The 22,424-nt window shown below is 71.5% G+C and carries 21 protein-coding genes; 9 read left to right on the plus strand and 12 right to left on the minus strand.

The window, feature by feature from the left end:
* Window positions 1–42: 42 nt before the first annotated feature.
* Window positions 43–648, minus strand: coding sequence for a hypothetical protein (locus tag OG792_RS14725; protein ID WP_329110147.1), 606 nt, complete (start codon window positions 646–648; stop codon window positions 43–45).
* A 130-nt stretch (window positions 649–778) separates the two neighbouring features.
* On the opposite strand from OG792_RS14725, the gene OG792_RS14730 reads away from it, so the two are divergent.
* On the plus strand, window positions 779–1,711 hold the full coding sequence (locus OG792_RS14730; RefSeq protein ID WP_329110148.1) for an oxidoreductase: 933 nt from the start codon (window positions 779–781) through the stop codon (window positions 1,709–1,711).
* 382 nt (window positions 1,712–2,093) lie between these two features.
* Window positions 2,094–3,596, plus strand: a complete 1,503-nt coding sequence (zwf, locus tag OG792_RS14735) for a glucose-6-phosphate dehydrogenase (RefSeq protein WP_329110149.1) — start codon at window positions 2,094–2,096, stop codon at window positions 3,594–3,596.
* 101 nt (window positions 3,597–3,697) lie between these two features.
* Here the strand turns inward: zwf and OG792_RS14740 are convergent, their stop codons facing one another.
* The 5 genes from OG792_RS14740 to OG792_RS14760 are packed head-to-tail and all read right to left on the minus strand — an operon-like array spanning window position 3,698 to window position 8,169.
* Window positions 3,698–4,369 carry a biliverdin-producing heme oxygenase gene (locus OG792_RS14740; RefSeq protein WP_329110150.1) on the minus strand — a complete coding sequence of 224 codons (672 nt, stop codon included), beginning with the start codon at window positions 4,367–4,369 and terminating at the stop codon, window positions 3,698–3,700.
* Entirely contained in the window at window positions 4,366–5,187 is an 822-nt protein-coding gene (locus tag OG792_RS14745) for a heme ABC transporter ATP-binding protein (protein WP_329110151.1), read from the minus strand. Before OG792_RS14745 ends, OG792_RS14740 begins: the two co-directional genes overlap by 4 nt.
* Entirely contained in the window at window positions 5,184–6,299 is a 1,116-nt protein-coding gene (locus OG792_RS14750; RefSeq protein WP_329110152.1) for a FecCD family ABC transporter permease, read from the minus strand. The genes OG792_RS14745 and OG792_RS14750 overlap by 4 nt, the downstream gene beginning before the upstream one ends.
* A complete protein-coding gene (locus OG792_RS14755; protein WP_329110154.1) occupies window positions 6,296–7,321 on the minus strand; it encodes a heme/hemin ABC transporter substrate-binding protein in 1,026 nt (341 codons plus the stop codon). Before OG792_RS14755 ends, OG792_RS14750 begins: the two co-directional genes overlap by 4 nt.
* The gene (locus tag OG792_RS14760) at window positions 7,318–8,169 is read right to left on the minus strand and encodes a hypothetical protein (RefSeq protein WP_329110155.1); all 852 of its coding nucleotides are present in this window, start codon (window positions 8,167–8,169) and stop codon (window positions 7,318–7,320) included. Before OG792_RS14760 ends, OG792_RS14755 begins: the two co-directional genes overlap by 4 nt.
* A gap of 216 nt (window positions 8,170–8,385) precedes the next feature.
* Between OG792_RS14760 and OG792_RS14765 the strand changes: the two genes are divergently transcribed.
* The 3 genes from OG792_RS14765 (at window position 8,386) to OG792_RS14775 (ending at window position 11,913) form a co-directional block, all read left to right on the plus strand.
* Complete coding sequence (locus tag OG792_RS14765; protein WP_329110156.1) at window positions 8,386–9,906, plus strand: HtaA domain-containing protein; 1,521 nt, start codon at window positions 8,386–8,388, stop codon at window positions 9,904–9,906.
* Between the two features lie 67 nt (window positions 9,907–9,973).
* Window positions 9,974–11,026, plus strand: a complete 1,053-nt coding sequence (locus OG792_RS14770) for a WxL protein peptidoglycan domain-containing protein (RefSeq protein ID WP_329110157.1) — start codon at window positions 9,974–9,976, stop codon at window positions 11,024–11,026.
* A 2-nt stretch (window positions 11,027–11,028) separates the two neighbouring features.
* The gene (locus OG792_RS14775; protein ID WP_329110158.1) at window positions 11,029–11,913 is read left to right on the plus strand and encodes a hypothetical protein; all 885 of its coding nucleotides are present in this window, start codon (window positions 11,029–11,031) and stop codon (window positions 11,911–11,913) included.
* Window positions 11,914–11,948: 35 nt separating this feature from the next.
* Here OG792_RS14775 and OG792_RS14780 read toward each other — a convergent pair whose 3' ends face one another.
* The gene (locus tag OG792_RS14780) at window positions 11,949–12,539 is read right to left on the minus strand and encodes a hypothetical protein (protein WP_329110159.1); all 591 of its coding nucleotides are present in this window, start codon (window positions 12,537–12,539) and stop codon (window positions 11,949–11,951) included.
* Window positions 12,540–12,916: 377 nt separating this feature from the next.
* Between OG792_RS14780 and OG792_RS14785 the strand changes: the two genes are divergently transcribed.
* Complete coding sequence (locus OG792_RS14785) at window positions 12,917–14,245, plus strand: hypothetical protein (RefSeq protein ID WP_329110160.1); 1,329 nt, start codon at window positions 12,917–12,919, stop codon at window positions 14,243–14,245.
* Between the two features lie 16 nt (window positions 14,246–14,261).
* On the opposite strand, the gene ligD is transcribed toward OG792_RS14785, so the two are convergent.
* The 3 genes from ligD to OG792_RS14800 form a co-directional block, all read right to left on the minus strand.
* Window positions 14,262–15,239 carry a non-homologous end-joining DNA ligase gene (gene ligD / locus OG792_RS14790; RefSeq protein WP_329110161.1) on the minus strand — a complete coding sequence of 326 codons (978 nt, stop codon included), beginning with the start codon at window positions 15,237–15,239 and terminating at the stop codon, window positions 14,262–14,264.
* 270 nt (window positions 15,240–15,509) lie between these two features.
* Window positions 15,510–17,093, minus strand: a complete 1,584-nt coding sequence (locus OG792_RS14795; protein WP_329110162.1) for a DHA2 family efflux MFS transporter permease subunit — start codon at window positions 17,091–17,093, stop codon at window positions 15,510–15,512.
* Window positions 17,094–17,518: 425 nt separating this feature from the next.
* Window positions 17,519–18,382, minus strand: a complete 864-nt coding sequence (locus OG792_RS14800; protein WP_329110163.1) for an alpha/beta fold hydrolase — start codon at window positions 18,380–18,382, stop codon at window positions 17,519–17,521.
* A 361-nt stretch (window positions 18,383–18,743) separates the two neighbouring features.
* On the opposite strand from OG792_RS14800, the gene OG792_RS14805 reads away from it, so the two are divergent.
* Together OG792_RS14805 and OG792_RS14810 are read left to right on the plus strand one after the other, a co-directional pair.
* The gene (locus OG792_RS14805) at window positions 18,744–19,565 is read left to right on the plus strand and encodes a class I SAM-dependent methyltransferase (RefSeq protein WP_329110164.1); all 822 of its coding nucleotides are present in this window, start codon (window positions 18,744–18,746) and stop codon (window positions 19,563–19,565) included.
* Window positions 19,566–19,830: 265 nt separating this feature from the next.
* Window positions 19,831–20,802: a hypothetical protein gene (locus tag OG792_RS14810; protein WP_329110166.1), complete on the plus strand. Its 972-nt coding sequence runs from the start codon at window positions 19,831–19,833 to the stop codon at window positions 20,800–20,802.
* A 7-nt stretch (window positions 20,803–20,809) separates the two neighbouring features.
* On the opposite strand, the gene OG792_RS14815 is transcribed toward OG792_RS14810, so the two are convergent.
* Together OG792_RS14815 and OG792_RS14820 are read right to left on the minus strand one after the other, a co-directional pair.
* The gene (locus tag OG792_RS14815; RefSeq protein ID WP_329110167.1) at window positions 20,810–21,250 is read right to left on the minus strand and encodes a carboxypeptidase-like regulatory domain-containing protein; all 441 of its coding nucleotides are present in this window, start codon (window positions 21,248–21,250) and stop codon (window positions 20,810–20,812) included.
* A gap of 187 nt (window positions 21,251–21,437) precedes the next feature.
* Window positions 21,438–21,773, minus strand: a complete 336-nt coding sequence (locus tag OG792_RS14820) for a TetR/AcrR family transcriptional regulator C-terminal domain-containing protein (protein WP_329110169.1) — start codon at window positions 21,771–21,773, stop codon at window positions 21,438–21,440.
* 103 nt (window positions 21,774–21,876) lie between these two features.
* Between OG792_RS14820 and OG792_RS14825 the strand changes: the two genes are divergently transcribed.
* Window positions 21,877–22,335 (plus strand): glycosyltransferase, encoded by a 459-nt coding sequence (locus OG792_RS14825; protein WP_442932417.1) that lies wholly within the window; start codon window positions 21,877–21,879, stop codon window positions 22,333–22,335.
* Window positions 22,336–22,424: the final 89 nt, after the last annotated feature.

Here is a 22,424-nt window from a genome sequence, read left to right on the forward strand (position 1 = left end):
CGCGCGGCGCGTCAGCTCCGGCCGCCGGGGGGTGGGGCTCGGTCAGGTCCAGCACACCCAGTGCCGCGCCTGCACCCACCAGATCGTCAGCTGGGCGACCGACAGGACGACGCCGGTGCACCAGGCGACCCAGTACCAGGGGGTGTCCAGGATGTGCACGGTGGCGACCAGGCTGACCACCGGGACGCTGGGAAAGAGCAGGATGTACGAGAGCTGGCCGGCGATGGCACTGCCCCGCCGCCGGTAGACGGTGGTACGCAACTGGTGTTCCCACGCCAGCACCCGGTCGTCGTTCGTGTATTCCGCCAGCAACGGTCGCAGGGTCTGGTCGATGTAGTCGCCGATGTTCTTCGCGTGCAGGACGTACCACTGGTAGACCAGGCCGATCGCCGCCGAGGCGAGCGGTAGGGCGAGCAGCAGGTGCTGGTCCACCCGGTTCGCCAGTACCAGGCCGATCACGGCCACCACCACCGTCAGATTCAGATTGATCATCGTACGGTGCGCGCTGGCGAGGTTGTCTATCTCGTTGCGCAGTGCGGTGAACTCCGTCAGGACGACCCCGATCGCCGACGGGTCGGTGCTCGCCGGGGCGACGTTCCGTGGCGATCCCGAGGTCGCCGTACCAGCCAGGGCATCGATCTGCTTCATGGGGCTGATCGTGCCAGCGTCGTACAACGGATCCTCCGCGCCATCGTCGACCGGGTTGAAGACCGGCGCGACTTCTTGCTGGCTGCGGCCTTTGTGGACACCGGGTGCAGGCCGGTTCATGCTGGATCGCATGGACGACAGCAAGTGGACCGCCAGTCGTATCCCGGATCAGACCGGGCGAACCTTCGTCGTCACCGGGGCCAACAGCGGCCTCGGCCTGGCGACCAGCCGACAGCTCGCCCGACGCGGCGCCCACGTCATCATGGCGGTGCGCGATGAGACCAAGGGTCGGCAGGCGATCGCCGAGCTGACCGCCGCGCAGCCGGACGCCCGCCTCGAACTGCGCCGCGTCGACCTCGCCGATCTCGACTCGGTGCGGGCGTTCGCCGACCGGATCCACGCCGACGGCGTATCGGTCGACGTCCTGGTCAACAACGCCGGCGTGATGATGCCGCCGCGTACGCTCAGCCCGCAGGGCCACGAGATCCAGCTCGCCGCCAACCATCTCGGCCACTTCGCGCTCACCGGTCTGCTGCTGGGCAGCCTGCGCCACCATGACGATCCCCGGGTGGTCAACATCAGCTCGATCCTGCACCGTCGGGGTCGCATCCGCTTCGACGACCTGACCGGCGCCCGGAAGTACTCGCCGCTGGCGTTCTACGCCCAGTCCAAGTTCGCCACCACCCTGTTCGGGCTGGAACTCGACCGGCGTCTGCGGGCGTCGGGCAGCCCCGTACGCAGCGTGCTGGCCCACCCCGGCTACACGGCCACCAACCTCCAGTCCAGCGCACCGACCGGCCTGACGAAACTGCTGGGCGGTTTCACCAACCGGCTCCTCGGCCAGGACGTAGAGGTGGGGGCGCTACCGCAGCTCTACGCGGCCACCGATCCCGGCGCCGAGGGAGGCGAGTTCATCGGCCCGGACGGGGTCGGCGAGAGCAGGGGGCACCCGACGAGGGTGCGGCCGGTGGCGTCTGCCGAGGACCCGGCGACCGCCGTGCGGTTCTGGAAGCTCTCCGAGGAGCTGACCGGCGTCTGCTACGACCTGCCGGCCGCCGTCTGATCCCGCGCGTCGCACCGTCCGGGGTCGTTCCCGTTCTCCCTGCCGGCGTTCCGGGGCGGAACCTTCCGTACCGGGGCGGGTCGGCTCCCGTCGAGGTGAGCTGCGACACTACCCGCACCGGCGTGCAAGTCGTACCGCGCAACCGGATGTGGCCCGGCCAGGGTGTTCCCGGTGCGCGGCCCGACCCTGTCCGGGCGCCCTCGGAAGATCCTGGCAAGCTTCCTGGTTATCAGCGACGGCGGGGAGTGGTACGACTGGCATCGCCCCCTACGTCGATGACCGTCGCCACCGATGTCGACGGCGAGTTCGGTAGCGCTACCCAGCGACATTCGGACACTCGCGCGGGTCGAACGGCTTCGCGCGGTTGGAGGACTCAAGGACCATGGACAACATCCCTCAGCTCGCGCAGGAGCGAAACGCCCCACCGGCGACCCTGGTGATCTTCGGCGCATCGGGTGACCTCACCCGGCGCAAGCTGATCCCCGCGGTGGCCAGCCTGGCTCGGCACAACCGCCTGCCCCGCGAGTTCGCCCTGGTCGGGGTCGCGCGTACCGCGATGAGTGACGAGCAGTTCGCCGACTCCGCCCTCACCGGACAGGGGCTGGGGAGCACCCCGCAGTTCGAGGGCGGGATCAGGTACGTGTCCGGCGGTTACGACGACCCGGACACGTACAAGCGCCTCGCCGAGACGCTCGACCAACTCGACGCCGAGCGCGGGACGGCCGGCAACCGCCTGTTCTACCTGTCGACGCCCGCCGAGGCGTTCGAGCCGGTCATCAACGGTCTGGCCGGCGCCGGGCTGAACCACGCCGGGGAGGGCTCGTTCTCCCGACTGGTGATCGAGAAGCCGTACGGCCGGGACCTGGCCACCGCCCGCGAACTGGACGCCATCGTGCACTCCAGCTTCGACGAGCCGCAGGTCTTCCGGATCGACCACTACCTGGGCAAGGACACCGTCCAGAACGTGATCGCGCTGCGCTTCGCCAACTCGATCTTCCAGCCGATCTGGGACCGGAGCTGGGTCGACCACGTGCAGATCACGGTCGCCGAGACGCTCGGCGTCGGCACCCGGGGTGGTTTCTACGAGAGCGCCGGGGCGATGCGCGACATCGTGCAGAACCACGTCCTCCAGGTGCTCGCCCTGTCGCTGATGGAGCCGCCGGCCTCGTTCGACGCCGAGGGGCTGCGCAACGAGAAGGTGAAGCTGCTCCAGGCGATCCGGCTGCCCACCGACCGGGACATCGCCGACCTGGCCGTACGCGGCCAGTACACCCGGGGCGGCACCCGCGACGACCTGATGGCCGGCTACCGCGACGAGCCCGGCGTCGACCCGCTGTCGCGGACGGAGACGTACGCGGCGATGCGGCTCAACGTCGACAACTGGCGCTGGGCCGGGGTGCCGTTCTACGTGCGTACCGGCAAGCGGCTGCCGGCCCGGGTGACCGAGGTCGCGTTGCAGTTCCAGCGCCCACCGCACCTGCCGATCCCGACCGACCAGCTCACCGAACTGGAGGCGGACGCGCTGATCCTGCGGATCCAGCCGAACGAGGGCATCTCGCTGCGCTTCGGCGCCAAGGTGCCCGGCCACTCGTTCCGGGTGCGTACGGCGAGCATGGACTTCTCGTACGACAAGACGTTCCGCGAGGAGTCGCCGGAGGCGTACGAGCGGCTGCTGCTGGACGCGCTGCTGGGCGACCCGACGCTGTTCATCCGTACCGACGAGGTGGAGCAGTGCTGGCGGATCATCGACCCGATCATCGAGCACTGGGCCAAGGACTCGTCCCCGATCCCCACGTACGAGGCCGCCTCGTGGGGCCCGACGGACGCCGAGCGTCTGATCGGTCGCAGTGGCCGCAGGTGGCGCAACGACGTCGGCGACTTCTGAGGTCGGTTCGACCGGCTGGCCGGTAGCGGGGTGCCGGGGCGGGGAGTGGGCGGTTACACCGTCCGCCCCCGCCCCGCCCCGCATGGTCGCCGACAGCGGCCCTACTGCATCGCCGGGTGGGCCGCGCCCAGGTGGTGGAACAGCTCCCGGTTGAGTTCGAATGCGATGACCGCCTCGTCCGCCGTCCGCTCGAACTCGGCCGGGTCCAGCGCGAGCGCGTCCAACCGGTCCCGGTACTCCCGCTTGAACCGGCCCCGGCTGGGGATCTGCTCGAACTGGTAGAACCGGGTGCCGTCGTCGGTGGTGAAGCCGTACGTGCGGCGTACGGCGGCGGCGACGAACGCCCCGCCGGAGAGGTCGCCGAGGTAGCGGGTGTAGTGGTGGGCGACGAACCCGGCCGGCCAGGTGAAGCAGACCTCGCGCAACCGGTCGCGGTACGCCTCGGTCGCGGCGTTCGGCGCTATCCGGTCCCGCCACCCCGGACCGAGCAGGAACGCCAGGTCCTCGGCCAGCCGGGGTAACCGGGTCAGCTCGTCGGCGACGAACGGGCCGGCCACCGCGTCGCCGCGCATCGCCTCGGCGGCCTCTTCGAGGGTCTCGTAGACGAAGTAGTGCTGGGCCACCAGGGCGGCGTAACCCGCGCGGGGGATCTGCCCGGCGATCAGCGCGGTGATGTACGGCGTCGACTCGGCGGCGCGGTGGGCCGCGTCGGTCGCCGCGCGCAGCCGGGCGGCGAGACCGTCCGCCTCGGTCAGGGTGGGTGTGTCGCTCATCTGTCGTCCTCATTCGATCGGATCGGCAGCACCAGTGCGGTGCCGGTGCGGGGGTGGGGAAGGATCTCGATGTCGTGCCGGTACGCCGCGCTGAGCCGGTCCGCGGTCAGTACCCGGTCCGGGGGGCCGTCGGCGACCAGTCGGCCGTCGGCGAGCAGGGCGATCCGATCGGCGTACGCGGCGGCCAGCCCGAGGTCGTGCAGCACGGCGACCACCGTGTGCCCGGCTCGGGCCCGTGCCCTGGCCACCCGCAGGACCAGTTCCTGGTGGTGCAGGTCGAGCGCGGCGGTGGGTTCGTCGAGCAGCAGGATCGGGGTACGTTGCGCCAGCACCCGAGCCAGTGCCACCCGCGCCTGTTCGCCGCCGGACAGGGCCGGGAACGGGCGGCCGGCGAGGTCGCCGATCTCGGTGAGCCGCATCGCCTCGGCGATCGCCTCGTCGTCCTGCGCCTGCTCCGGTCGACCGGCCCACGGTGCGCGGCCCATCGCCACCACCTCGCCGGCGGTGAACGGGAAGGCCAGCGTCGTACGCTGCGGCAGCATCGCGCGCCGCCGGGCGAGTTGGCCGGGTGTCCACCGGTGCAGCGGCGAGCCCTGGAGCCGGATCTGCCCGTCGGCCACCCGGAGGTCACCGCAGAGCGCGGCGAGCAGGGTGGACTTGCCGGCGCCGTTCGGGCCGACCAGGGTGAGCAGTTGACCGGCTCGGACGTCCACGCTGACGTCCTCCAGGACGAGCCGGTCGCCGAGCCGGACCCGCAGGTCGCGTACCTCGATCGGGACCGGGCCGGTGCCGGGCGGGAGGTGTTCCGGCGGGGTCACGCCCAGCCTCCGGCGCGGTTGCGGGCCCGGCGCAGCAGCCAGAAGAAGCACGGGCCGCCGACGACCGCGGTCAGTACGCCCAGCGGTAGTTCCTGGTAGTCGATGAGGGTCCGGGCGGCCAGGTCGGCGGCGACCACGATGATCGCCCCGCCGAGTGCGCTGGCCGGGATCAGCACCCGGTGTCCGGGGCCGGCGACGAGCCGGATCAGGTGCGGCACTACCAGGCCGACGAAGCTGATGATGCCGGTGAAGGCGACCGCGGAGGCCGCGAGCAGCGCGGTTACCGTGATCATCAGCAGTCGCAGTCGTTCCACCGGCACACCGAGGTGCCGGGCCGGTCGCTCGCCGAGCGCGAGCAGGTCCAGCCTGCCGGCGGCGGCCAGGGCGGCACCGATCCCGACCACGGCGCACGGCAGGGTGACCGCGACGCTGCCCCAGGTGGCCTGGGCCAGGCTGCCCAGCTGCCAGAAGGCGATCGCCCGGACCGCGTCGGCGTCGCCGAAGAACATCAGCAGGCCGAGTACGGCACCGGCCACCGCGTTGACCGCGATGCCGGTCAGGACCAGGGTGACGACCTCGGTGCGGCCGTCGGCGCGGGACATCGCGTAGACCACGACGGTGGTGAGCAGGCCGGTGACGAAGGCCGCCGCGGCCACGGTCCAGCCGCCGAGGGTGGCGACGCCGGTGACGATGGTGGCGGCGGCACCGACCGCCGCGCCGGAGGAGACGCCGATGACACCGGGCTCGGCGAGCGGGTTGCCGAAGACGCCCTGCATCAGCGCGCCGGCGCAGCCCAGTGACGCACCGACCACCACGGCCAGGCTGACCCGGGGGAACCGGACCACCCACAGTGCGTTCTCGCCCTGCGCGGCGCTGGGCAGCGGACCGACGGGCAGGCCGAGCCGGTGCAGTACGGAGCCGAGCACCTCGGCCGGTGACACGTGCACCTGTCCGGTGCCGGCGGCGACCAGGCAGATCAGCACGAGTCCGGCGCCCAGCCCGGCCAGCAGCATCGCGTCGCGGCGGCGCCGCCCCCGCGACGGTACGGATCGGATCCCGCCCCCTACGGCGGAGCGGGATGACGGCTCGACGACGGTACGGGGTTCGCTCACGATCGGTGTCCCCCGCACTCGTAGACGGCGGTGGCGAGTGCGCTGATGGCGCGGCCGGTCCGGGCGCCGAAGTTGAGCAGGACCCCGTCGTCCATGTCGACTATGCGCCGGTTGCGGCCGGCCGGGGTCTGCGCCACGCCCGGCATGGCGAGCAGCCCGTCGACGCCCTTGACCGATTCGAGTCCCTCGGTCATCACCAGGAGTACGTCCGGGGCGGCGTTGATCAGACCCTCGCTGGTCAGCGGGCGGAACTTGGCCAGTCCGATCTCCGTACCGGCGTCGACCGCGCCGATCGCCCGGATCATCTCGTCCGAGCCGGCGCCCTTGCCGCCCATCAGGTAGACCCCGGCGGTGCCGCGCAGGTAGAGGAAGGCGATCCGGGGCGGTTGCCCGGCGGGGGCGGCGCGACGGGCGGCGGCGATGTCCGCGTCGACCCGGCCGACCAGCGCCTCCCCGGCGGCCGGGACGCCCAGTGCCGTCGCGATCGAGCGGATGTGCCGGGGCACCGCCGCCAGCGTCTGTTCGTCGTCGATCAGCACCACCGGGATGCCGGACCGGCGGAGCTGGTTGAGCACCTCGGGTGGTCCGATGCTCTCGTCGGCGACCACCACCGTGGGGTTGAGCCGCAGAATCGCCTCACCGGACAGGTCGTGCCCGGCCGGGGTGACCAGTGGCAGGTGGGTGGCGGTCGGGAAGGTGGTGGCGGTGTCCCGGCCCACGACCCGGTCGCCGAGGCCGAGGCTGAACACGATCTCGGCGATCGAGCCGTACAGGTTGACCGGCAGGATCCGGCTGGTGTCGGTCACCGTCACGCTCGTACCGTCGGCGCTGTTGACGGTGACCGGCAGGGTCGTCGGCGGGTTGTCCGCGACCGGGACCACGTCGGTGGTCTCGACCCGGGCGGTGGTGGGTCCGCAGCCGGCGGCCGGGTCGCGGCCGGCGTCGGTCGGGGTGCCGGCGCAGCCGGCGAGTCCGAGCACGGCGGCCAGGACGAGAGCGGCGTGGCCGGGTCGTCGTTTCATGCGGCACCGCGCCGGTTGCGGCGGCGGAGCAGGAGTACGCCGACGAGCGCGGCGGCGACGACCGCCAGCGCGCCGGTCCACAGGCGACCCGTGGAGGTGCTCTCGCTGACCCGGGTCACCTCGATCGGGCCGGCCGCCGCCGGGTCGCCGGCACCCGGTCCGTCGACCGCGCCGGTCGCCGCGGTGCCGGTGGCCGGGGTGCCGGCGCTCGGTACGCCGACCGCGCCCGGTGCAGCGGGGGTGGTGGGCCCGGTGCCCGGTCGGGTGGTGGCCGCACCGGTACGCGACGGCGTCGGCCCGGTCGTCGTGCCGGTCCCGGAACCGGGTGTGGCCGCGAAACTCACCGGCACGAGTACGTCCTGCGTACGGTCGCTGCTGCGGGTGTGGTCACTGCGGGTGGCCACCGCACACCTGCGTACGGTGCAGTCGATGTCGCCGATTGTGGCGCTGACCCTGATCTGGACCCGGAACGTGCCGTTCGGCCCGTACGGGATGGCCAGTCCCTCGCCGTACGAGGGTGGGTTCGACGAGACCCACTGGGAGGCGCCGGAGCTGCCGCTGGTGTCCGCGCCGCCGCCGCACGGCGAGGGCAGGGCGCCTTTCCCGTTGTCGACGCAGAACGCGACGTAGATGCCCTTGTTGGTGTCGTAGCCGGAGCCGGAGACGGTGATCGTCTCCCCGGCCCGGCTGATGCCGGCCGTCTTGGCGACCGTGAGCCGTTGTCCGTTCGGACCCTGCCCCACGGTGTCGGCGTGCGCCGGTGACGGGGACAGCACGCCGGTCGCGACCGCGCTGAGCAGCAGGACCGCGCCGATCCGGTGGCGGCTGATCCCGGGACGAGTGGACATCGGGGTTACTCCGATTGGTTGACGACAGAGATCTAAGGGTTGCCTAACCTAAGACCGGATCTCGTCTCCGGACAAGTCGTCTGACCGGCCTGTTTCTTGTGGATCTTCAGCGTCGACCTGTGGCCCGGCTGCCGGATTGACCGCAACTTAGCTTAGGCTAACCTAAGTTGCTCTTGGGGGTGCGTGTTCCCCCGGTCTTCTCGGAAAGGAAGCAGAATGGGCAAACTGAACGCCGGCAACGCCCGGCGTACGTCGCTGCGCTGGACGGCCGCGGTCGTCCTCGGTGCCGCCGCCTCGATCGTGGCGGTGGCTCCCGTGGCGGCGGCCCCGGCCGATGTCACCGCGGGTGACCTCGACTGGGGATTCAAGGCGTCGTTCCGCAACTACGTCTCCACCGGCAACGGCAATCCGCCGATCGCGGTCGCCGACGGTGCCACCCGCAACGCGGACGGCACCTTCGGGTTCGCCGCCCTCGGTGGCTCGTACGACCCGGCGACCGGTGCGGCCACCGTCCACTACGGCGGCACCGTGGTCCTGTCGTACCCGGCCCACTTTTTCAAGATCACCATGGCCAACCCCACGGTGGTACTGAACGGGGGAACGGGTTCGCTGCTCGCCGACGTCGACCTTGAGGTCAGCGGCGGCGGCTTCGAACCGGTCTCGGTCGACCAGGCCGCGATCGCCACCCTGGACGCGTCCACCGGACCGCAGTCGTCCGGTACGACGGTGAGCTGGACCAACCTGACCACGACCATGACCGAGATCGGGGCGGCGGCGTTCGCCGGCTTCTACGGTGCCGGCACGGTCCTGGACCCGGCCTCGTTCAGTCTCACCTCGGCCGGCACCCCGGCGGCACCGGCGGTCAAGGTCACCCCGTCGACCGGCATCGACCCGGAACAGGCGACGATCGCCGTCACCGGCTCCGACTTCAACCCCGACGGCGCCGGCGGCAACGGCATCTACGTTGCCTTCGGCCCGAAGAACGACACCGACTACTGGGTCAACGCCCGGCGCTACAAGTCGGTGAAGTGGGTGAACAAGAACGTCACCACCCCCAGCGGGGGACAGGACACGCTCAACGGCGACGGTACCTTCAGCACCACGCTGTCGCTCGCCGCGAAGTACACCGACGGCAACGGCAACGCCGTCGACTGCACCTCGGTGCAGTGCTACGTCCTCACCTTCGCCGCACACGGCTCGGCCGACCGGAGCCAGGACACCTTCACCCCGGTCAGCTTCGCCACCGCACCGGGGGCCGGCGGCAGCGCCGAACAGGAGATCACCGCGCAGGTCCGCCAGACCGGCGCGCTGATCCTGGCCTCGGCCGGATCGACCGTCGCCCTCGGCGCGGTCGACCCCGGCGGTACGGCGACCGGCACTCTCAACAAGGTCACGGTCACCGACCGGCGCGGCACCAACGCCGGCTGGAGCCTGGTCGGCCAGGTGGAGAACTTCACCAGTGCCGCCGGAGGCGTGATCGCCGCCGACAACCTCGGCTGGACGCCGAACGCGTCGGTGGTGGACGACGGGCTGGTCGGCGTACCGGGCGTGGTGACGCCGGGTGCGGTGGCCAACCCCGGTACGGGTACCGGGCTGGCCACGGCCCGGACGCTCTGCGCCTCGGCCGCCGGCGCGAGCGCCGGACAGTTCGAGTGCGGGGCCCGGCTCGACCTCGGTGTACCGGCGTCGACCTCGCCGGGCGACTACACCGCGACGCTGACCGTCACCCTGTCCTGACCCCTCACGGCGGGGGCATCCGGTCCACGGGCCGGATGCCCCCGCCGCCCCCTCCGCGGAGCTGCACATGATCCACCGATCGCTGTCGGCGCTGGCCGTGGCCCTGCTCGCCGTCCTGTCCGCGTCACCCGGCCACGCCGCGCCCGCGACCACGCCCGACATCACCTGGGCGGTCCAACCCTCCGACGCCGCCGGACCCACCGGGCGCAGCTACTTCGCCTACGACGCCCGCCCCGGCCAGCGCATCGACGACCACGTCGCGATCAGCAACCTCGGTACCACGCCGCTGACCCTCACCATCTACGCCACCGACGCGTTCACCGCCGCCGACGGCGGATTCGGCCTGCTGCCGGCGAGTCAGCGGCCGACCGGCCCCGGCGCCTGGACGAGCCTCGGGACGCGTACCCGGACCGTGCCCGCCGGCCAGCGGGTGGTCGTCCCGTTCCATCTCGACGTACCGGCCAACGCCACACCGGGGGACCACACCGGCGGTCTGGTCGCCTCGGTGACCGGGGTGGGCACCGACGCCAACGGGCAGCGGGTCAACCTCGACCGCCGGGCCGCGGCCCGCGTCTACCTCCGTGTGGCCGGGCCACTGCACCCGTCACTACAGGTCGAGACGCTGCGGGTGACACACCACTTCCCGCTGAACCCGTTCGACGGCGGCACGATGACGGTCAACTACCGGCTGCGCAACACCGGCAACGTACGGATCGGCGGCACCGGCCGGGTCACCGTCAGCGGTCCGCTCGGCTGGTCCCTGGCCCGTACCGGAACCCTCGACCTGCCCGAACTGCTGCCCGGTTCGGCCTTCGAGGTCCGCGAACGGGTCACCGGACTACCGGCGGCCGGCCGGCTGACCGTCGCGGTGGCGGTGACACCGTCCACGATGGACGTACCGCTGCCCGGGGTGACCCGGACCAGCGGTGTCTGGGCGCCACCGTGGCTGCTGATCGCGGCGCTCGCCCTGCTCTGCGTGGTGGCGCCGCTGCGACGGGCCAGGCGCCGCCGTACCCCCGCCTCCCCGGCCCCCGCCTCCCCGGCCCCCGCCGACCCGGTGGCACCGGCTGCCTCCTCGGCTTCCATCGGACCGGCGGCCCCCGTCGACGGGCGGCGGTGACGGTGGCCGGAGTCCCCGCCCTGGCGCTGGTGACGGCGGTGCTGACCGCTGCCCTCCCGGCTCCCGCCACCCCCGCCGCCCCGCCGGCCGGGACCACGCCGGTGATCGCGATCGACCGGGACCGGACCGCACCCGGAGACCGGGTCCTGGTCCGGCTCGGCGGTTGGCCGGCCGGCACCGCCGTGATCGAGATCTGCGGCAACGGTGCCCGGCGCGGGTCGGCCGACTGCGCCGTCCATGCCGGCGTCCAGACCTACGTCCCGACGGCCGGCACCGCACACGCGACGCTGACCGTGACCGCGCCACCCGTCGGCTGCCCGTGCGTGGTCCGGGTGACCGGATTGAGCGGCCGGATCAGCGGCACGGTGCCGGTGGTCGTCGCCGGGATCAGCGTCCTGCCCGCACCACCCGAAGCCGGGCACGGGCTGTCGGCCACCGCCGACCTGGAGGTCACCCGGGTCACCGTGACCGGGCGGTGGTCCTGGTCCGACCTGTTCGCCGGCCCGGCGAAACGCACCCTGCTGGTCGAGGTACGCAACAACGGCGCCGTACCGGCGGTCGAGCCCGCGATCGCGGTCACCCTGGGCCGGGGCGCCGAACCGACCGGGTTCGTGCCCCCGCCCCTGCTGGACACCCTGGACCCCGGCGAGCAGCGGACGGTACGCCTACCGGTGACCATCGGCGCCCCAGCCGTCGGCACCTACACCGTCCGGGGCGAGGTGGGGTCCGATCGACCGGCCCGATTCAGCGTGACCGTGGCGACCTATCCGTGGGGCCTGGTCGGCGTCGCTGCCGTACTCGTCGTCATCCTCGCCCTGGTGGAGCTGCGTCGAGCCCGCCGGGCGTCCCGCCGAAGCCGGACGGGCGTCGGGGCCGACCCGCGCTGATCCGCCCGGCCCGGCTCGCCGTACCGGGCGACCGGTTACCGACGATCGGTGGGCTGGGCGGGGACCGATCCGGCCAGCCGGGTGGCGAGCCCGGCCCAGGTGTCCACCGTTGTCACCCAGTCGGGAAGCGCCGCCTCCGGAGCCTGGTCACCGATCCCACCCCGGAACAGGTAACGGTGCTCGACGCCGTCGAGATGGGCCAGTACGTCCAGACGATCGTCGACGAAGTGGGTGATGCCGAGGCGCTGGCACACCGGTGCCTTGTCCCGCCGTTCCCGGACGAAGTGCAGGTGGGTGGCGGGGATGCCGGTGCGGTCGAAGAAGTCGTGGTGGATCAGCCAGGCACGGGTGTTGTCGGCCACCTTCGGCCCGGCCTTCGAGACCAGGTGGACCCGCTCGGCGAACGGCTCGACGGTCAGCGCGGCGAGCGCGTCGAAGACGCCCGCCATCGCGGGGGTCTCCAATGGCCGGTTGCCGAAGAACGAGGTGTCCTCGTCCCGGCCGGTCAGGGCGACGATCACCCCGCCCACGTCCACCCCCAGCGTCGGTGGGCGCACCCGGCCCGGACCCCGGTACGGCAGGCGGCTCTGGCCCGGTCGCTGCTGCCCCACCCGCTGCCGTGCCACCGTCGAACCTCCGACCCGCCGTGCGAACCCCTACCGCCTGCGGCGCCAGGCTATCGGTACGCCCCAAGCCGACCCGGCTCCGCCCGGCCGGTGGCCCGGACCGAAACAATGCTTGTTCCATACCTGGTATCCGTTTCTCGGAGAACATGTGGTTTGTTCGTATAAGCCTCTCTTGCCCCGATGGTCGCCGTACTGTGGCTTTCAGTGGTTGCAACCTCTGTAGCCTCCGCGGCCCACGTGGTGCGGCGGGTCCGGTAGGGAAGGCGGGAAGCTTTATGTCCGGTTATCACGGGGACCACGGGAATCCCGATCACTGCGCAGTACGGCCAACGGGGCGACGATGGCTGCTGGTCAAGGGCCTGGTGGCCGGGGGAGTGGTGGCGGGAGCGGCCGGTCTGACCGCCCTCGCCCCGGTGACCGGTGACGGCGGCCCGACCGCGCCGCGCCTGGCGCACCTGTCCTCGACCGTCGGCCCGAGCACCGGGGCGCCAGGGCCAGGGCTCGCCCGGGAATCCGCCCCCACCGGCCCGGATTCGGGTACTGCGGCGGACGGCGGACTGCGCGAGGTGAGGTCGGTGCCCTGCGACCCGGCGGAACTGGTCGCCGCTATCAACCACGCCAACGCCGAAGGCGGGGGCAACCTCAAACTCGCGGCGAAGTGCACGTACCTGCTCGCCGGGTACGCGGACGGCGGTGTCGAGGGCGGCAACGACAGGTCCGGCCTACCGGTGATCTACCAACCGATCAACATCGCCGGCGAGGGCGCGACCATCATCCGGGACGCGAAGGCCGAGGAATTCCGGTTCTTCACCGTCCGCAACGGCGGCGAACTGAAGCTGACCGACCTCACCCTCGCGAACGGCCGCGCCGCCAACGGCGGCAGCATCTCGCTCGACCACGGCGGCACCGCGGTGGTCGAGCGCATCACGGTCGCCGAGAGCGCCGCGCTCGCCCCGGAGGGTGGCGGTGGCGGCATCTTCAACGACGGTCACCTCACCGTCGTCGGGAGCACGTTCGTCGACAACAGCGCCGCCGGTTGGGCGGGCCGGGGCGGGGGCCTGCTCAACGGGGGTGTCCTCACCGTGAAGGGTTCGGAGTTCACCAACAACCGGGCGAACGGGTTCGGCGGCGGCTTCGCCAACTACCAGGGCGCGGCCGACATCAGCGAGAGCACCCTGAACCACAACACGGCCGGAGAGGGCGGCGGGATCGCGAGCTTCGCCGCCCGGACCAAGGTCTGGGACACCAGGGTCACCGCGAACACCGCCAGGGTCGGCGGCGGCGTCGCCAACAAGGACGCCACGATCACGCTGCGGAACATGACGATCAGCCACAACAGGTCCGAGGTCACCGGCGGCGGAATCTCCAGCGTCCAGGGTCTGCTCACCGTCGACGACAGCACCGTCGTGGACAACACCACGGCCGGCGACGGCGGCGGCATCTTCGCCGAGAAGTCGAACGTACTCGTGCGGTACAGCGAGAGCAGCCGGAACACCGCGACCGGCCCGGAGTCGAAGGGCGGCGGCGTCTCCGTCGTCGGGGGCCAGGTGTCGCTGTTCAACAGCAGGGTGACCGGGAACGGTGCCGCTCGGGAGCCGGGCGGTGTGGCCGCGAAGGACGTCGTGGTCAAGGTCGACGACAGGACGGTCATCAGCGGGAACCGGCCCTGCGGCAACGGCCCGGAACAGGCTGCCGCCTGCGACTGAGGTCGGTCCGCACCGCTCAGGTGGTGGAGCGCGGGCGGCGGACCTCGTCCGGGTCCCGGTCCGGCCGCAGCCCGCGCCAGGAGGCGTGCCGGAGCCGCCCATCCGGGGTGACCGTCCGGTAGACCACCTCGCCGACCAGCGTCGGCTCGACCCAGCGGGCGTTCTTGGCCTCCGCCGAGGGCATCGGTGCGGCGAACGCGGGCCGGTCCCGTTCCAGCCGGCGCAGGCGCTCGCCGAGGTCCGCCAGCATCGCGTCGGTGAAACCCGTACCGACGCCGCCGACGAAGACCAGCCCGGCGGGTTCGTTGATCCCGAGCAGCAGCGACCCGACCAGCCCCGAGCGCCGGCCGGAACCGGGCTTGTAGCCGGCGACCACCACCTCGGTCGTCTGGATCAGTGCGGTCTTGCGCCAGGCCGGTGATCGTCTGCCGGGTAGGTACCTCGACTCGACCCGTTTGGATACAACGCCTTCGAGCCCCCGGTCGCGGGCGGCGCTCATCACCGAATCCGGGTCACGGTCGAACACCGGCGGAACCGTCACCTGCTGCTCTTGCAGCCCGAGCTGCTCCAGCTCCGCCCGGCGCTGCGACCACGGCCGGTCGACCAGCCGGGTCCGGTCCAGCCGCAACAGGTCGAAGACCAGGTAGCGCACCGGGGCGGACGCGATCAGGGACGCGCTCGGTGCCTGTACGTGCATCCGGCGTTGCAGGGCCGAGAAGCTCGGCGCACCGCGGCGGTCCAGGGTCACCAACTCGCCGTCCAACACGCCGGTTCGGCCACCGAGCAGCGACGGCAGGATCGCGATTTCCGGGTACGCCGAGGTGATGTCCCGGTCGTTGCGGGAGAGCAGGCGCAGTCGTCCACCGCGCTCGGCGTACGCGACCGCGCGTACCCCGTCCCACTTGAACTCGTACGCCCAGCCGGTCTCGGCCGGTAGGTCACCGGCGGTGGCCAGCATCGGCCGGATCAGCGCCGGCTGCCCCGTCGCGTCCATTTTTCGAGCATGGTCGAAACCGGGTGTGCTTGGGGCGGATTTGCGGCATGTGAGAACCTCTTCGGCTCGGGTCAGCCGCCGTGCCACTCCGCGCCAGTGCGCGTACGTCGGCGGCGGTAACCACGCTCTCACCGTAGCCGTGGGTCCCGGTTCTTCCCGACCGCACCGGCCCTGAAACGGCGTCGGACCGGTGGTCGCCAATTCGGCGACCACCGGTCCCGGTTTCCCGCCGGGCGGCGCGTCGATCGATCCGGCGCCGGGCGGGGAACCTCAGTGGATCAGCACCGGGGTCGCCGCCCGGTCGACGCCGTCCCCGCCCTGGTCGTCGAGCAGGTGCGACACCTCACGCTTGCGGGGGAGGAATGCGATCGGGATGAAGGTCGCCAGTACCAGCGCGAAGCCGACCCAGAACGTCGTGGCGAACGAGTCCGCCACGAATTCCAGGCCGCGCTGGATGACCGACGGCTCGACCGGCAGTTGGCTGCCGTGCTGGCTGGCGATCGCCGCGCCGGCCTCGGTGATCGGCTCGCCGCTACGCGGGTCGGTCAGGCCCGGGATCGGGTCCGACCCGTTGAGCTGGCTGGTGAGGATCACCGACATGATCGCGGCACCGATCGAGCTGCCGATCTGCTGGAGGATGTTCACCAGCGTGGAACCGCGCGCCACCTCGTGGTTGGTCAGCGTACGCAACGCCGACGTCATGATCGGCATCATCGTGCCGCCCATGCCGAGGCCCATCACGAACAGCGAACCGCACAGCAACCAGTACGAGGTGTCCGTACCGACCTGGGTGAACGCGAAGAACCCGGCGGCGATGAGGGCCATCGCGAACGGCACGGTACGGCCGATCGGAATCTTGTCGGCCAGCATGCCGGCGATCGGCATCGTGAGCATCGCGCCGATGCCCTGCGGCGCCATCAGCAGACCGGCCTTCAGGGTGGACTCGCCGCCGACCTGTAGGAAGTAACTCGGGAACAGCAGCCCGGCGCCCATGAACGCGATGATGAACACGAACAGCGAGATTGACGCCACGCTCAGGTTGCGGTTGCGGAACAGTCGCAGGTCGAGCAGCGGGTGCCGTGGCTTGAACGAGTACAGGACGAAGCCGACCAGCAGGATGGCGCCGGCCAGCATCGTGGACCAGACCTTGGTGGCGGTGATCGTGCCGGTCTCCGGTAGCGACGAGACACCGTAGAGGAACAGGGCGAGACCCGGCGAGAGCATCAGCATGCCGATGAAGTCGAACGACTCGGACGGTTCGGCACTGTCCTTCGGTAGCGCGAAGAGGGCGTACACGAGCGCGACCGCGCCGATCGGGACGTTGATCAGGAAGATCCAGTGCCAGCTCGCCGCGTCGATCAGCCAGCCGCCGAGGATCGGTCCGCCGATCGGGCCGAGCAGCATCGGAATGCCGAGGACCGCCATCAGTCGGCCGATTCGCGCCGGGCCGGCCGCACGGGTCATGATCGTCATGCCGAGCGGCATGAGCATGCCACCGCCCAGGCCCTGGAGCACCCGGTACGCGATGAGTTGACCGATCGAGTCGGCGGTGGCGCAGAGCGCCGAGCCGAGCGTGAACAGCAGTAGGGCGAGCATGTAGAGCCGCTTGGTGCCGAACCGGTCGGCGGCCCAGCCGCTGAGCGGGATTACCGTGGCCAGTGCCAGGGTGTAGCCCGTCATCGTCCAGGCGACCTCGGCGTACGTGGCGTCGAACTCGGTCTGGAAGGTCGGTAGTGCAACGCTTACGACGGTAATGTCGAGGATCGACATGATTGCGCCGAGTACGACCACTCCGGCGATCTTGAGGACGGCGGCGTCGAGTTTTGCGGGCGCCGCAACGGCTTGATTGGTCACGTAACTCTCCGGGTCCAGTTGGCCGGTGGGGAGATGCCGACGCAGTGCACGTCAACCTGCGTAGGTCGGGGTGGAAGCCAACGGCCATCCAGCCGTGCGGACGCCAGTTTCCAGATCCAGCATCACAGGGTCACCCGCTCGCACGGCCATCCCCGCGCGAAGACGTGTGCTAGCTCACCCTGTCCCCAGTGGACGGTGTGGCAACCGGCACCGGTACCCACGCGTACCGTCGATCGAGCCGGCCGGCCGCGTCGCCGATCGTCAACCGAGCGGAACGACGACGGTCGTCACCGCCGTGCTCGCCGTCGGGTCGGGGCCGGCCGCAGGGTCGCGGCCAGGTCGGCATCCGGTTCGGCCATGGCCGGACTCCTGTCCGAGGGGTGGTCCCGTGGGCAGGTCCAGCATCGCCGCCACGCGTACGACGATCACGGCCGCGGGTCGGTCGTCCGTACCCGTCGGAGGAACCCGGCGACAAGGTCCCCGCAGCGGTCCGGGTCGTCCACGAACGGCCAGTGCCCGCTGCGGTCGAGGACCACCACCTCCGCGTCCGGGAACGTCTCGCGCTGCTGCCGGGCCAGTGTCTTCGGCAGGTACGGGTCGTGTGCGCCCCACAGCACCAACGCCGGTCGGTTCAACGGCCGCAACGCGGCGGACAGTCGCCTGCTCGGGGTCCCGATGTCGATCGCCGACCGGTAGAGCCGCAGCACCGCCGCTCGGGTCCCCCGGTCGAAGTCGTCGTACATCCGGTCGGTGAAGTCGCGCGGCAGCCCGCGCGGGTTGCCCTGCCTGAGCAGGGCCCGGAACGCGGGCCCGGTGGTGGCGGCCATGAACAGTTCGCCCAGTCCGGGTGTCTGCCAGATCCGGGCCAGCCGGTGCCAGCGGTAGTCCACCAACAGCCCGGTGTCGGCGAGTACGACGCTGGCGAACCGGGCCGCGTCGGTTGCCGCCCAGGCCAGGCCCCACAGCCCGCCGAAGTCGTGCAGCACGAGATGTGCGCGTTCGATGCCGAGCTGGTCGAGGGCGGCGGCGACGAAGGCGGCGTGGTTGTCGACGTCCTGCGGGAAGTCCGACGGCTTGTCGGCCTGGCCGAAGCCGGGCGCGTCCCAGGCGACGGCGCGGCTGAAGCCACCCACCCGGCCCAGCAGGCCGAGCCAGTCGGCGCCGGAACCGGGGTTGCCGTGGAGGAAGACGACGGCCTCCCGGTCGTCGCCCGGCCCGACCTCACGGACCGGCGTGCGGATACCGTTGACCGTCATCCGCCAGGTGCGCGGTTCGACCCGACTGCTCATCGGACACCTTTCTGGCGCAGCCCGGCGGCCGCCGCTGGTATCGCCAGGGTTGTCGCGTGGCGGGAAGGTAGCACCGCGTGCGGTCGCGTCGACGTCCCGCAGGACATTCCGTAGATCGACCAACTTGAGTGTGTTGCCCCTTGTTGTGTCGCATTACGCCGGGCCCGAGAGGCGTCCCGGTTGGCGCTGCGTCCCGGTTGGCGCTGCGTCCCGGTTGGCGCTGCGTCCCGGTTGGCGCTGCGTCCCGGTTGGCGCTGCGTCCCGGTTGGCGCTGCGTCCCGGTTGGCGCCGCGTCCCGCTTTCGGTGGCGATGGGTGAGCGTGACCTTGTCGAGTGGGCGCGTGCCCACTATGGTGGGCGCGTGCCCACTACATCGCCGAGTGCCGCCCCGGACGGGGCCGACCTCCCGCCGTATCGCCACCGCGGGGTGGCCGAGTCGTTCGGCGTCGACCCCGGCCGGTACGACCGCACCCGGCCCGACTATCCCGACGACCTGATCCGGCGGATCGCCGCCAGCAGTCCGGGGTCGGAGGTGCTCGATGTCGGTTGCGGCACCGGCATCGCGTCCCGACAGTTACAGGCCGCCGGCTGTGCCGTCGTCGGCGTCGAACCCGACCCGCGGATGGCCACCTGGGCGCGCCAACGTGGCCTCGCCGTCGAGATGGCGACGTTCGAGAGCTGGGATCCGGCCGGTCGGACGTTCGACGCGGTCGTCGCCGGCCAGACCTGGCACTGGGTCGACCCGGTGGCCGGTGCCGCGAAGGCGGCCGAGGCGTTGCGGCCGGGCGGCCGGTTCGCCGCCTTCTGGAACGTCGACCAGCCGCCGGCCGACCTCGCGGAGGCGTTCGCCGAGGTGTATCGGCGGGTGCTGCCGGACTCGCCCATGACCGGCCGGATGCGGGCGGTCGGCCCGGACGCGTACGACCCGTTGTGTGCGACAGCCGCCGACGGGATCCGGCAGACGGGCGCGTTCGGCGAACCCGAGCGGTGGCGGGACGACTGGCAACGCACGTACACCCGCGAAGCCTGGCTGGATCTGCTGCCCACCCAGGGGCTGCACACCAACCTCCCGGCCGCGACACTCGACCGACTGCTCGTCGGCGTCGGAGCCGCGATCGACGCGGTGGGCGGCAGCTTCCCGATGCGGTACACCACGGTGACCGTCACGGCGACGCGCTCCTGAGCCATCACCTCGCCCGGCTCGATGCGACAGACAGCCGCGGGCCGGCACGGTCACCGGCAGACCCGAGCCGGCGAGGAGGTTGCTCGCGGTCAGGGGCGGGAGGTCCCGTCGCGGAGGTGTCCCACGATCGGCGCAACTACGTAAAGTCTCGCTTCGCTCGCGCGTCGTAGTGGGTTCGGTCTCGGAGGCCGCATAGCCTCCATCGACGCCAGCTTTTGGCGGCCGTCATCGCCCCGACCCCACCACGCGACGAGGGAGAGTACCTGTGCGGGACACCACCGATTCTCCGGAACACGCGACACCGCCGGCGACCGCCGAGATGACAGCCGAGGCCATCGACGCCGTCCTGGCCGACCTTGCCGAGGTAAGCGACCTTCTCGTCGCGGAATGCGCCGCCGCCCACCGTGAACTCGACGAACGTAACGACGAGGACGAGCGGTGGCTCACCCGGGGCGCGCATGCCGCCGGCCAGCGCAGCTGTCCGCACCCGAAACGGGCGCTCACGTCGCTGCGCCTGACCCACGCGATCCACCACGCCCGCCACTTGCGACGGTCCAGCCGCGAACTCGTCGCATGGTGGGCGGACCTGGCGACCTATGTCGCGCTGTCCACCGCGGCCGGCGAACCGATCAATCCCGTGCGCGCGGCCGGTGCCGATCCCAGCGCCTATCTGGAGGATGAGGAACTCCGTCACCTCCCGGGACCGTCGGAGGAGGTCAGGACGTTGGCCCGACTCGCGGCCTTCTTCGTGGACACGCCCCAGAACCTGGGAGCGATCGCCGACGCCCCTCGCCTGGACGCGCGGGAATTCGCCGCACGGGCGGGACTCGCCCTGCAACGCTCGGCGACGGGCGACGTGACCGTCGTCGATGACCCGTTCCCGGATGCCCGGATGCGTCGGATGTGGGGTGACACCTGGATCGACCACCAGATGCCCCTGCTCCTGCCCTCGGACGAACTCGCCACGGCGTTCACCAACGGCGGCGTTCCGGCCACCGTCGTCGACGCCATCCGGACCGCCAGCCTGGCGGTGGACGAGGTCCTTGGCGCCGCATATCGGATCGCACGGCTCAGGGACGTCGACTCCGAGGAATGCGAACCCGGACTGAGCGCGGAGGAGGAGGCACTGTGGGCGTACGTGGATCGGTCGACCGACGTCCTGGCGGAGTACGCCCGGACCCTGACCGACCACCTGCCCGCGATCCGTACGGCGGCACGGCAACGCATCCGGCGTTGACGGCCGCTCAGGTGAGGGTGAAGTTGACCGTCGAGGTCTGCCCGACCGTCACCGTGGCCGGCTGTGGTGCCGCCCGGCCCGAGATCGAGGTGCCCCCGGTCCGGATGTGGAACTCGTAGCGGCCCGGCTCCAGGTTCCACTGGAAGACACCCTTGGCGTCGGTGGTGACGACCAGCTCGGGGACGGGTTTCGCCGGTTTGTCCGTTGACTTCACCTCGATCCCCACGCCGGGCACCGGGGAGCCGTCGGCGCGGGCGACGGTGCCGGTGACCATGCCCCGGTTGCTCGCCCGGCTGGGATCGGCCGGCGGATGGGTCGCGGAGACCGGAGTGTCGCCGCCGGGTCCGCCGGGCAGGCCGGGCGAGGTGGACGAGGGCTGGCCGCAGCCCGTCAGTACGGCGACGGCGAAGAGTGCCGAGACGAGTACGCGAGCAGGGGTTGGCCGCATTACTGGCTCCTTATGGCGATCTAGGCAGTCTGACGTACACGCGGTCGCCCCGGCTCCGTCGTCAATACCGACAGTAGGGCAATGACTACAACCCGACAGGTGAACGGGTGGGTCGGAGGAATGACCGGTACGTCCCGATCACGCCGTAGTCGTATGCCTCGTCACCACTCGCCGCGTCTCGGTTTCCTCATGCGTCCGTCGCCGGCCCGAGGATGCCGACCATGGTGCGCGCGACGATGAGCTCGAACTGGTCCTGCTCGGCCGTGATTCCGGTCGGGTCCCGGCTGATGGCCCGAGCGAGGCGCGGATGCCGTCCCTGGGCGGCGACGTGTCGCAGGGCGAGGGCGTGTTCGACCAGGTCGAGGGAGTTCGGGCCGATGCCGGGCTGGCCGGTCACGAGGGGAACCAGCCACGGGTGACGGCGCGTGATCGTACGGGTCTGCCGGGCGAGGTCGACCAGGTCCGCGAGCCAGTCGTCGCTGGGCGGAACCAGTTCGTACTCCCCGGCGACGGCGTCCACCATGAGGTCGACGAGTTCGTCGCGGGTCGCAACGCTGTTCGCAAACTTCGACGTGCGGCGAGGAGAAGCCCCATGCGAATCCCGATGGTCGCACCCGGCACCCGGGGTGACGTCGTCCCGGCCGCCGGGCTGGGCGCGCGCCTGCAAAGCCGTCGGCGACACGCCGCACGACTGGGTCTTTCCCCGGATGGCGGCGGTGGTCCACCACGCCGGCGCCGGCACCACCGCGGCCGGGCTGCGTGCCGGCGTACCGGCGGTGACCGTGCCGATGTACACCGACCAGCCGTTCTGGGCGCGACGGGTCACCGAACTCGGTACCGGACCGGCTCCGGTCCCGTTAAGACAGCTCACCGCCGACCGGCTCGCCGCCGCGATCCGCGAAGCGGTCTCCGTTGCCGCCTACCGGGAGCGCGCACGGGACCTCGCGGACCGCATCCGGGGCGAGGATGGTGCCGCCCCCGTACTCGCCTGGCTCGAACAGATGTGGCTGGGGCGTTCGGGTCGAGTTTGTCCGCTCGCGGATCGCGCAGTAGCCCGCCCGACGAAAGGGCAATCGACTGTCTGATAGTCGACACCGCCATCTATGGCATCGATGGTTCCTGCCGGTAAAGGGCGCGATCACTGTGGGTGAGTGGGCTCGAAGGGACCTTCGAC

This window comes from Micromonospora sp. NBC_01699 (assembly GCF_036250065.1).
Classification (GTDB): Bacteria; Actinomycetota; Actinomycetes; order Mycobacteriales; family Micromonosporaceae; genus Micromonospora_G.

Bases quoted from the DNA above. Each gene is read 5' to 3' on its own strand.
- OG792_RS14725 (WP_329110147.1), bottom strand. From the start codon at position 648: ATGAAGCAGATCGATGCCCTGGCTGGTACGGCGACCTCGGGATCGCCA.
- OG792_RS14730 (WP_329110148.1), top strand. From the start codon at position 779: ATGGACGACAGCAAGTGGACCGCCAGTCGTATCCCGGATCAGACCGGG.
- zwf (WP_329110149.1), top strand. From the start codon at position 2,094: ATGGACAACATCCCTCAGCTCGCGCAGGAGCGAAACGCCCCACCGGCG.
- OG792_RS14740 (WP_329110150.1), bottom strand. From the start codon at position 4,369: ATGAGCGACACACCCACCCTGACCGAGGCGGACGGTCTCGCCGCCCGG.
- OG792_RS14755 (WP_329110154.1), bottom strand. From the start codon at position 7,321: ATGAAACGACGACCCGGCCACGCCGCTCTCGTCCTGGCCGCCGTGCTC.
- OG792_RS14760 (WP_329110155.1), bottom strand. From the start codon at position 8,169: ATGTCCACTCGTCCCGGGATCAGCCGCCACCGGATCGGCGCGGTCCTG.
- OG792_RS14765 (WP_329110156.1), top strand. From the start codon at position 8,386: ATGGGCAAACTGAACGCCGGCAACGCCCGGCGTACGTCGCTGCGCTGG.
- OG792_RS14770 (WP_329110157.1), top strand. From the start codon at position 9,974: ATGATCCACCGATCGCTGTCGGCGCTGGCCGTGGCCCTGCTCGCCGTC.
- ligD (WP_329110161.1), bottom strand. From the start codon at position 15,239: ATGGACGCGACGGGGCAGCCGGCGCTGATCCGGCCGATGCTGGCCACC.
- OG792_RS14800 (WP_329110163.1), bottom strand. From the start codon at position 18,382: ATGAGCAGTCGGGTCGAACCGCGCACCTGGCGGATGACGGTCAACGGT.
- OG792_RS14815 (WP_329110167.1), bottom strand. From the start codon at position 21,250: ATGCGGCCAACCCCTGCTCGCGTACTCGTCTCGGCACTCTTCGCCGTC.
- OG792_RS14820 (WP_329110169.1), bottom strand. From the start codon at position 21,773: ATGGTGGACGCCGTCGCCGGGGAGTACGAACTGGTTCCGCCCAGCGAC.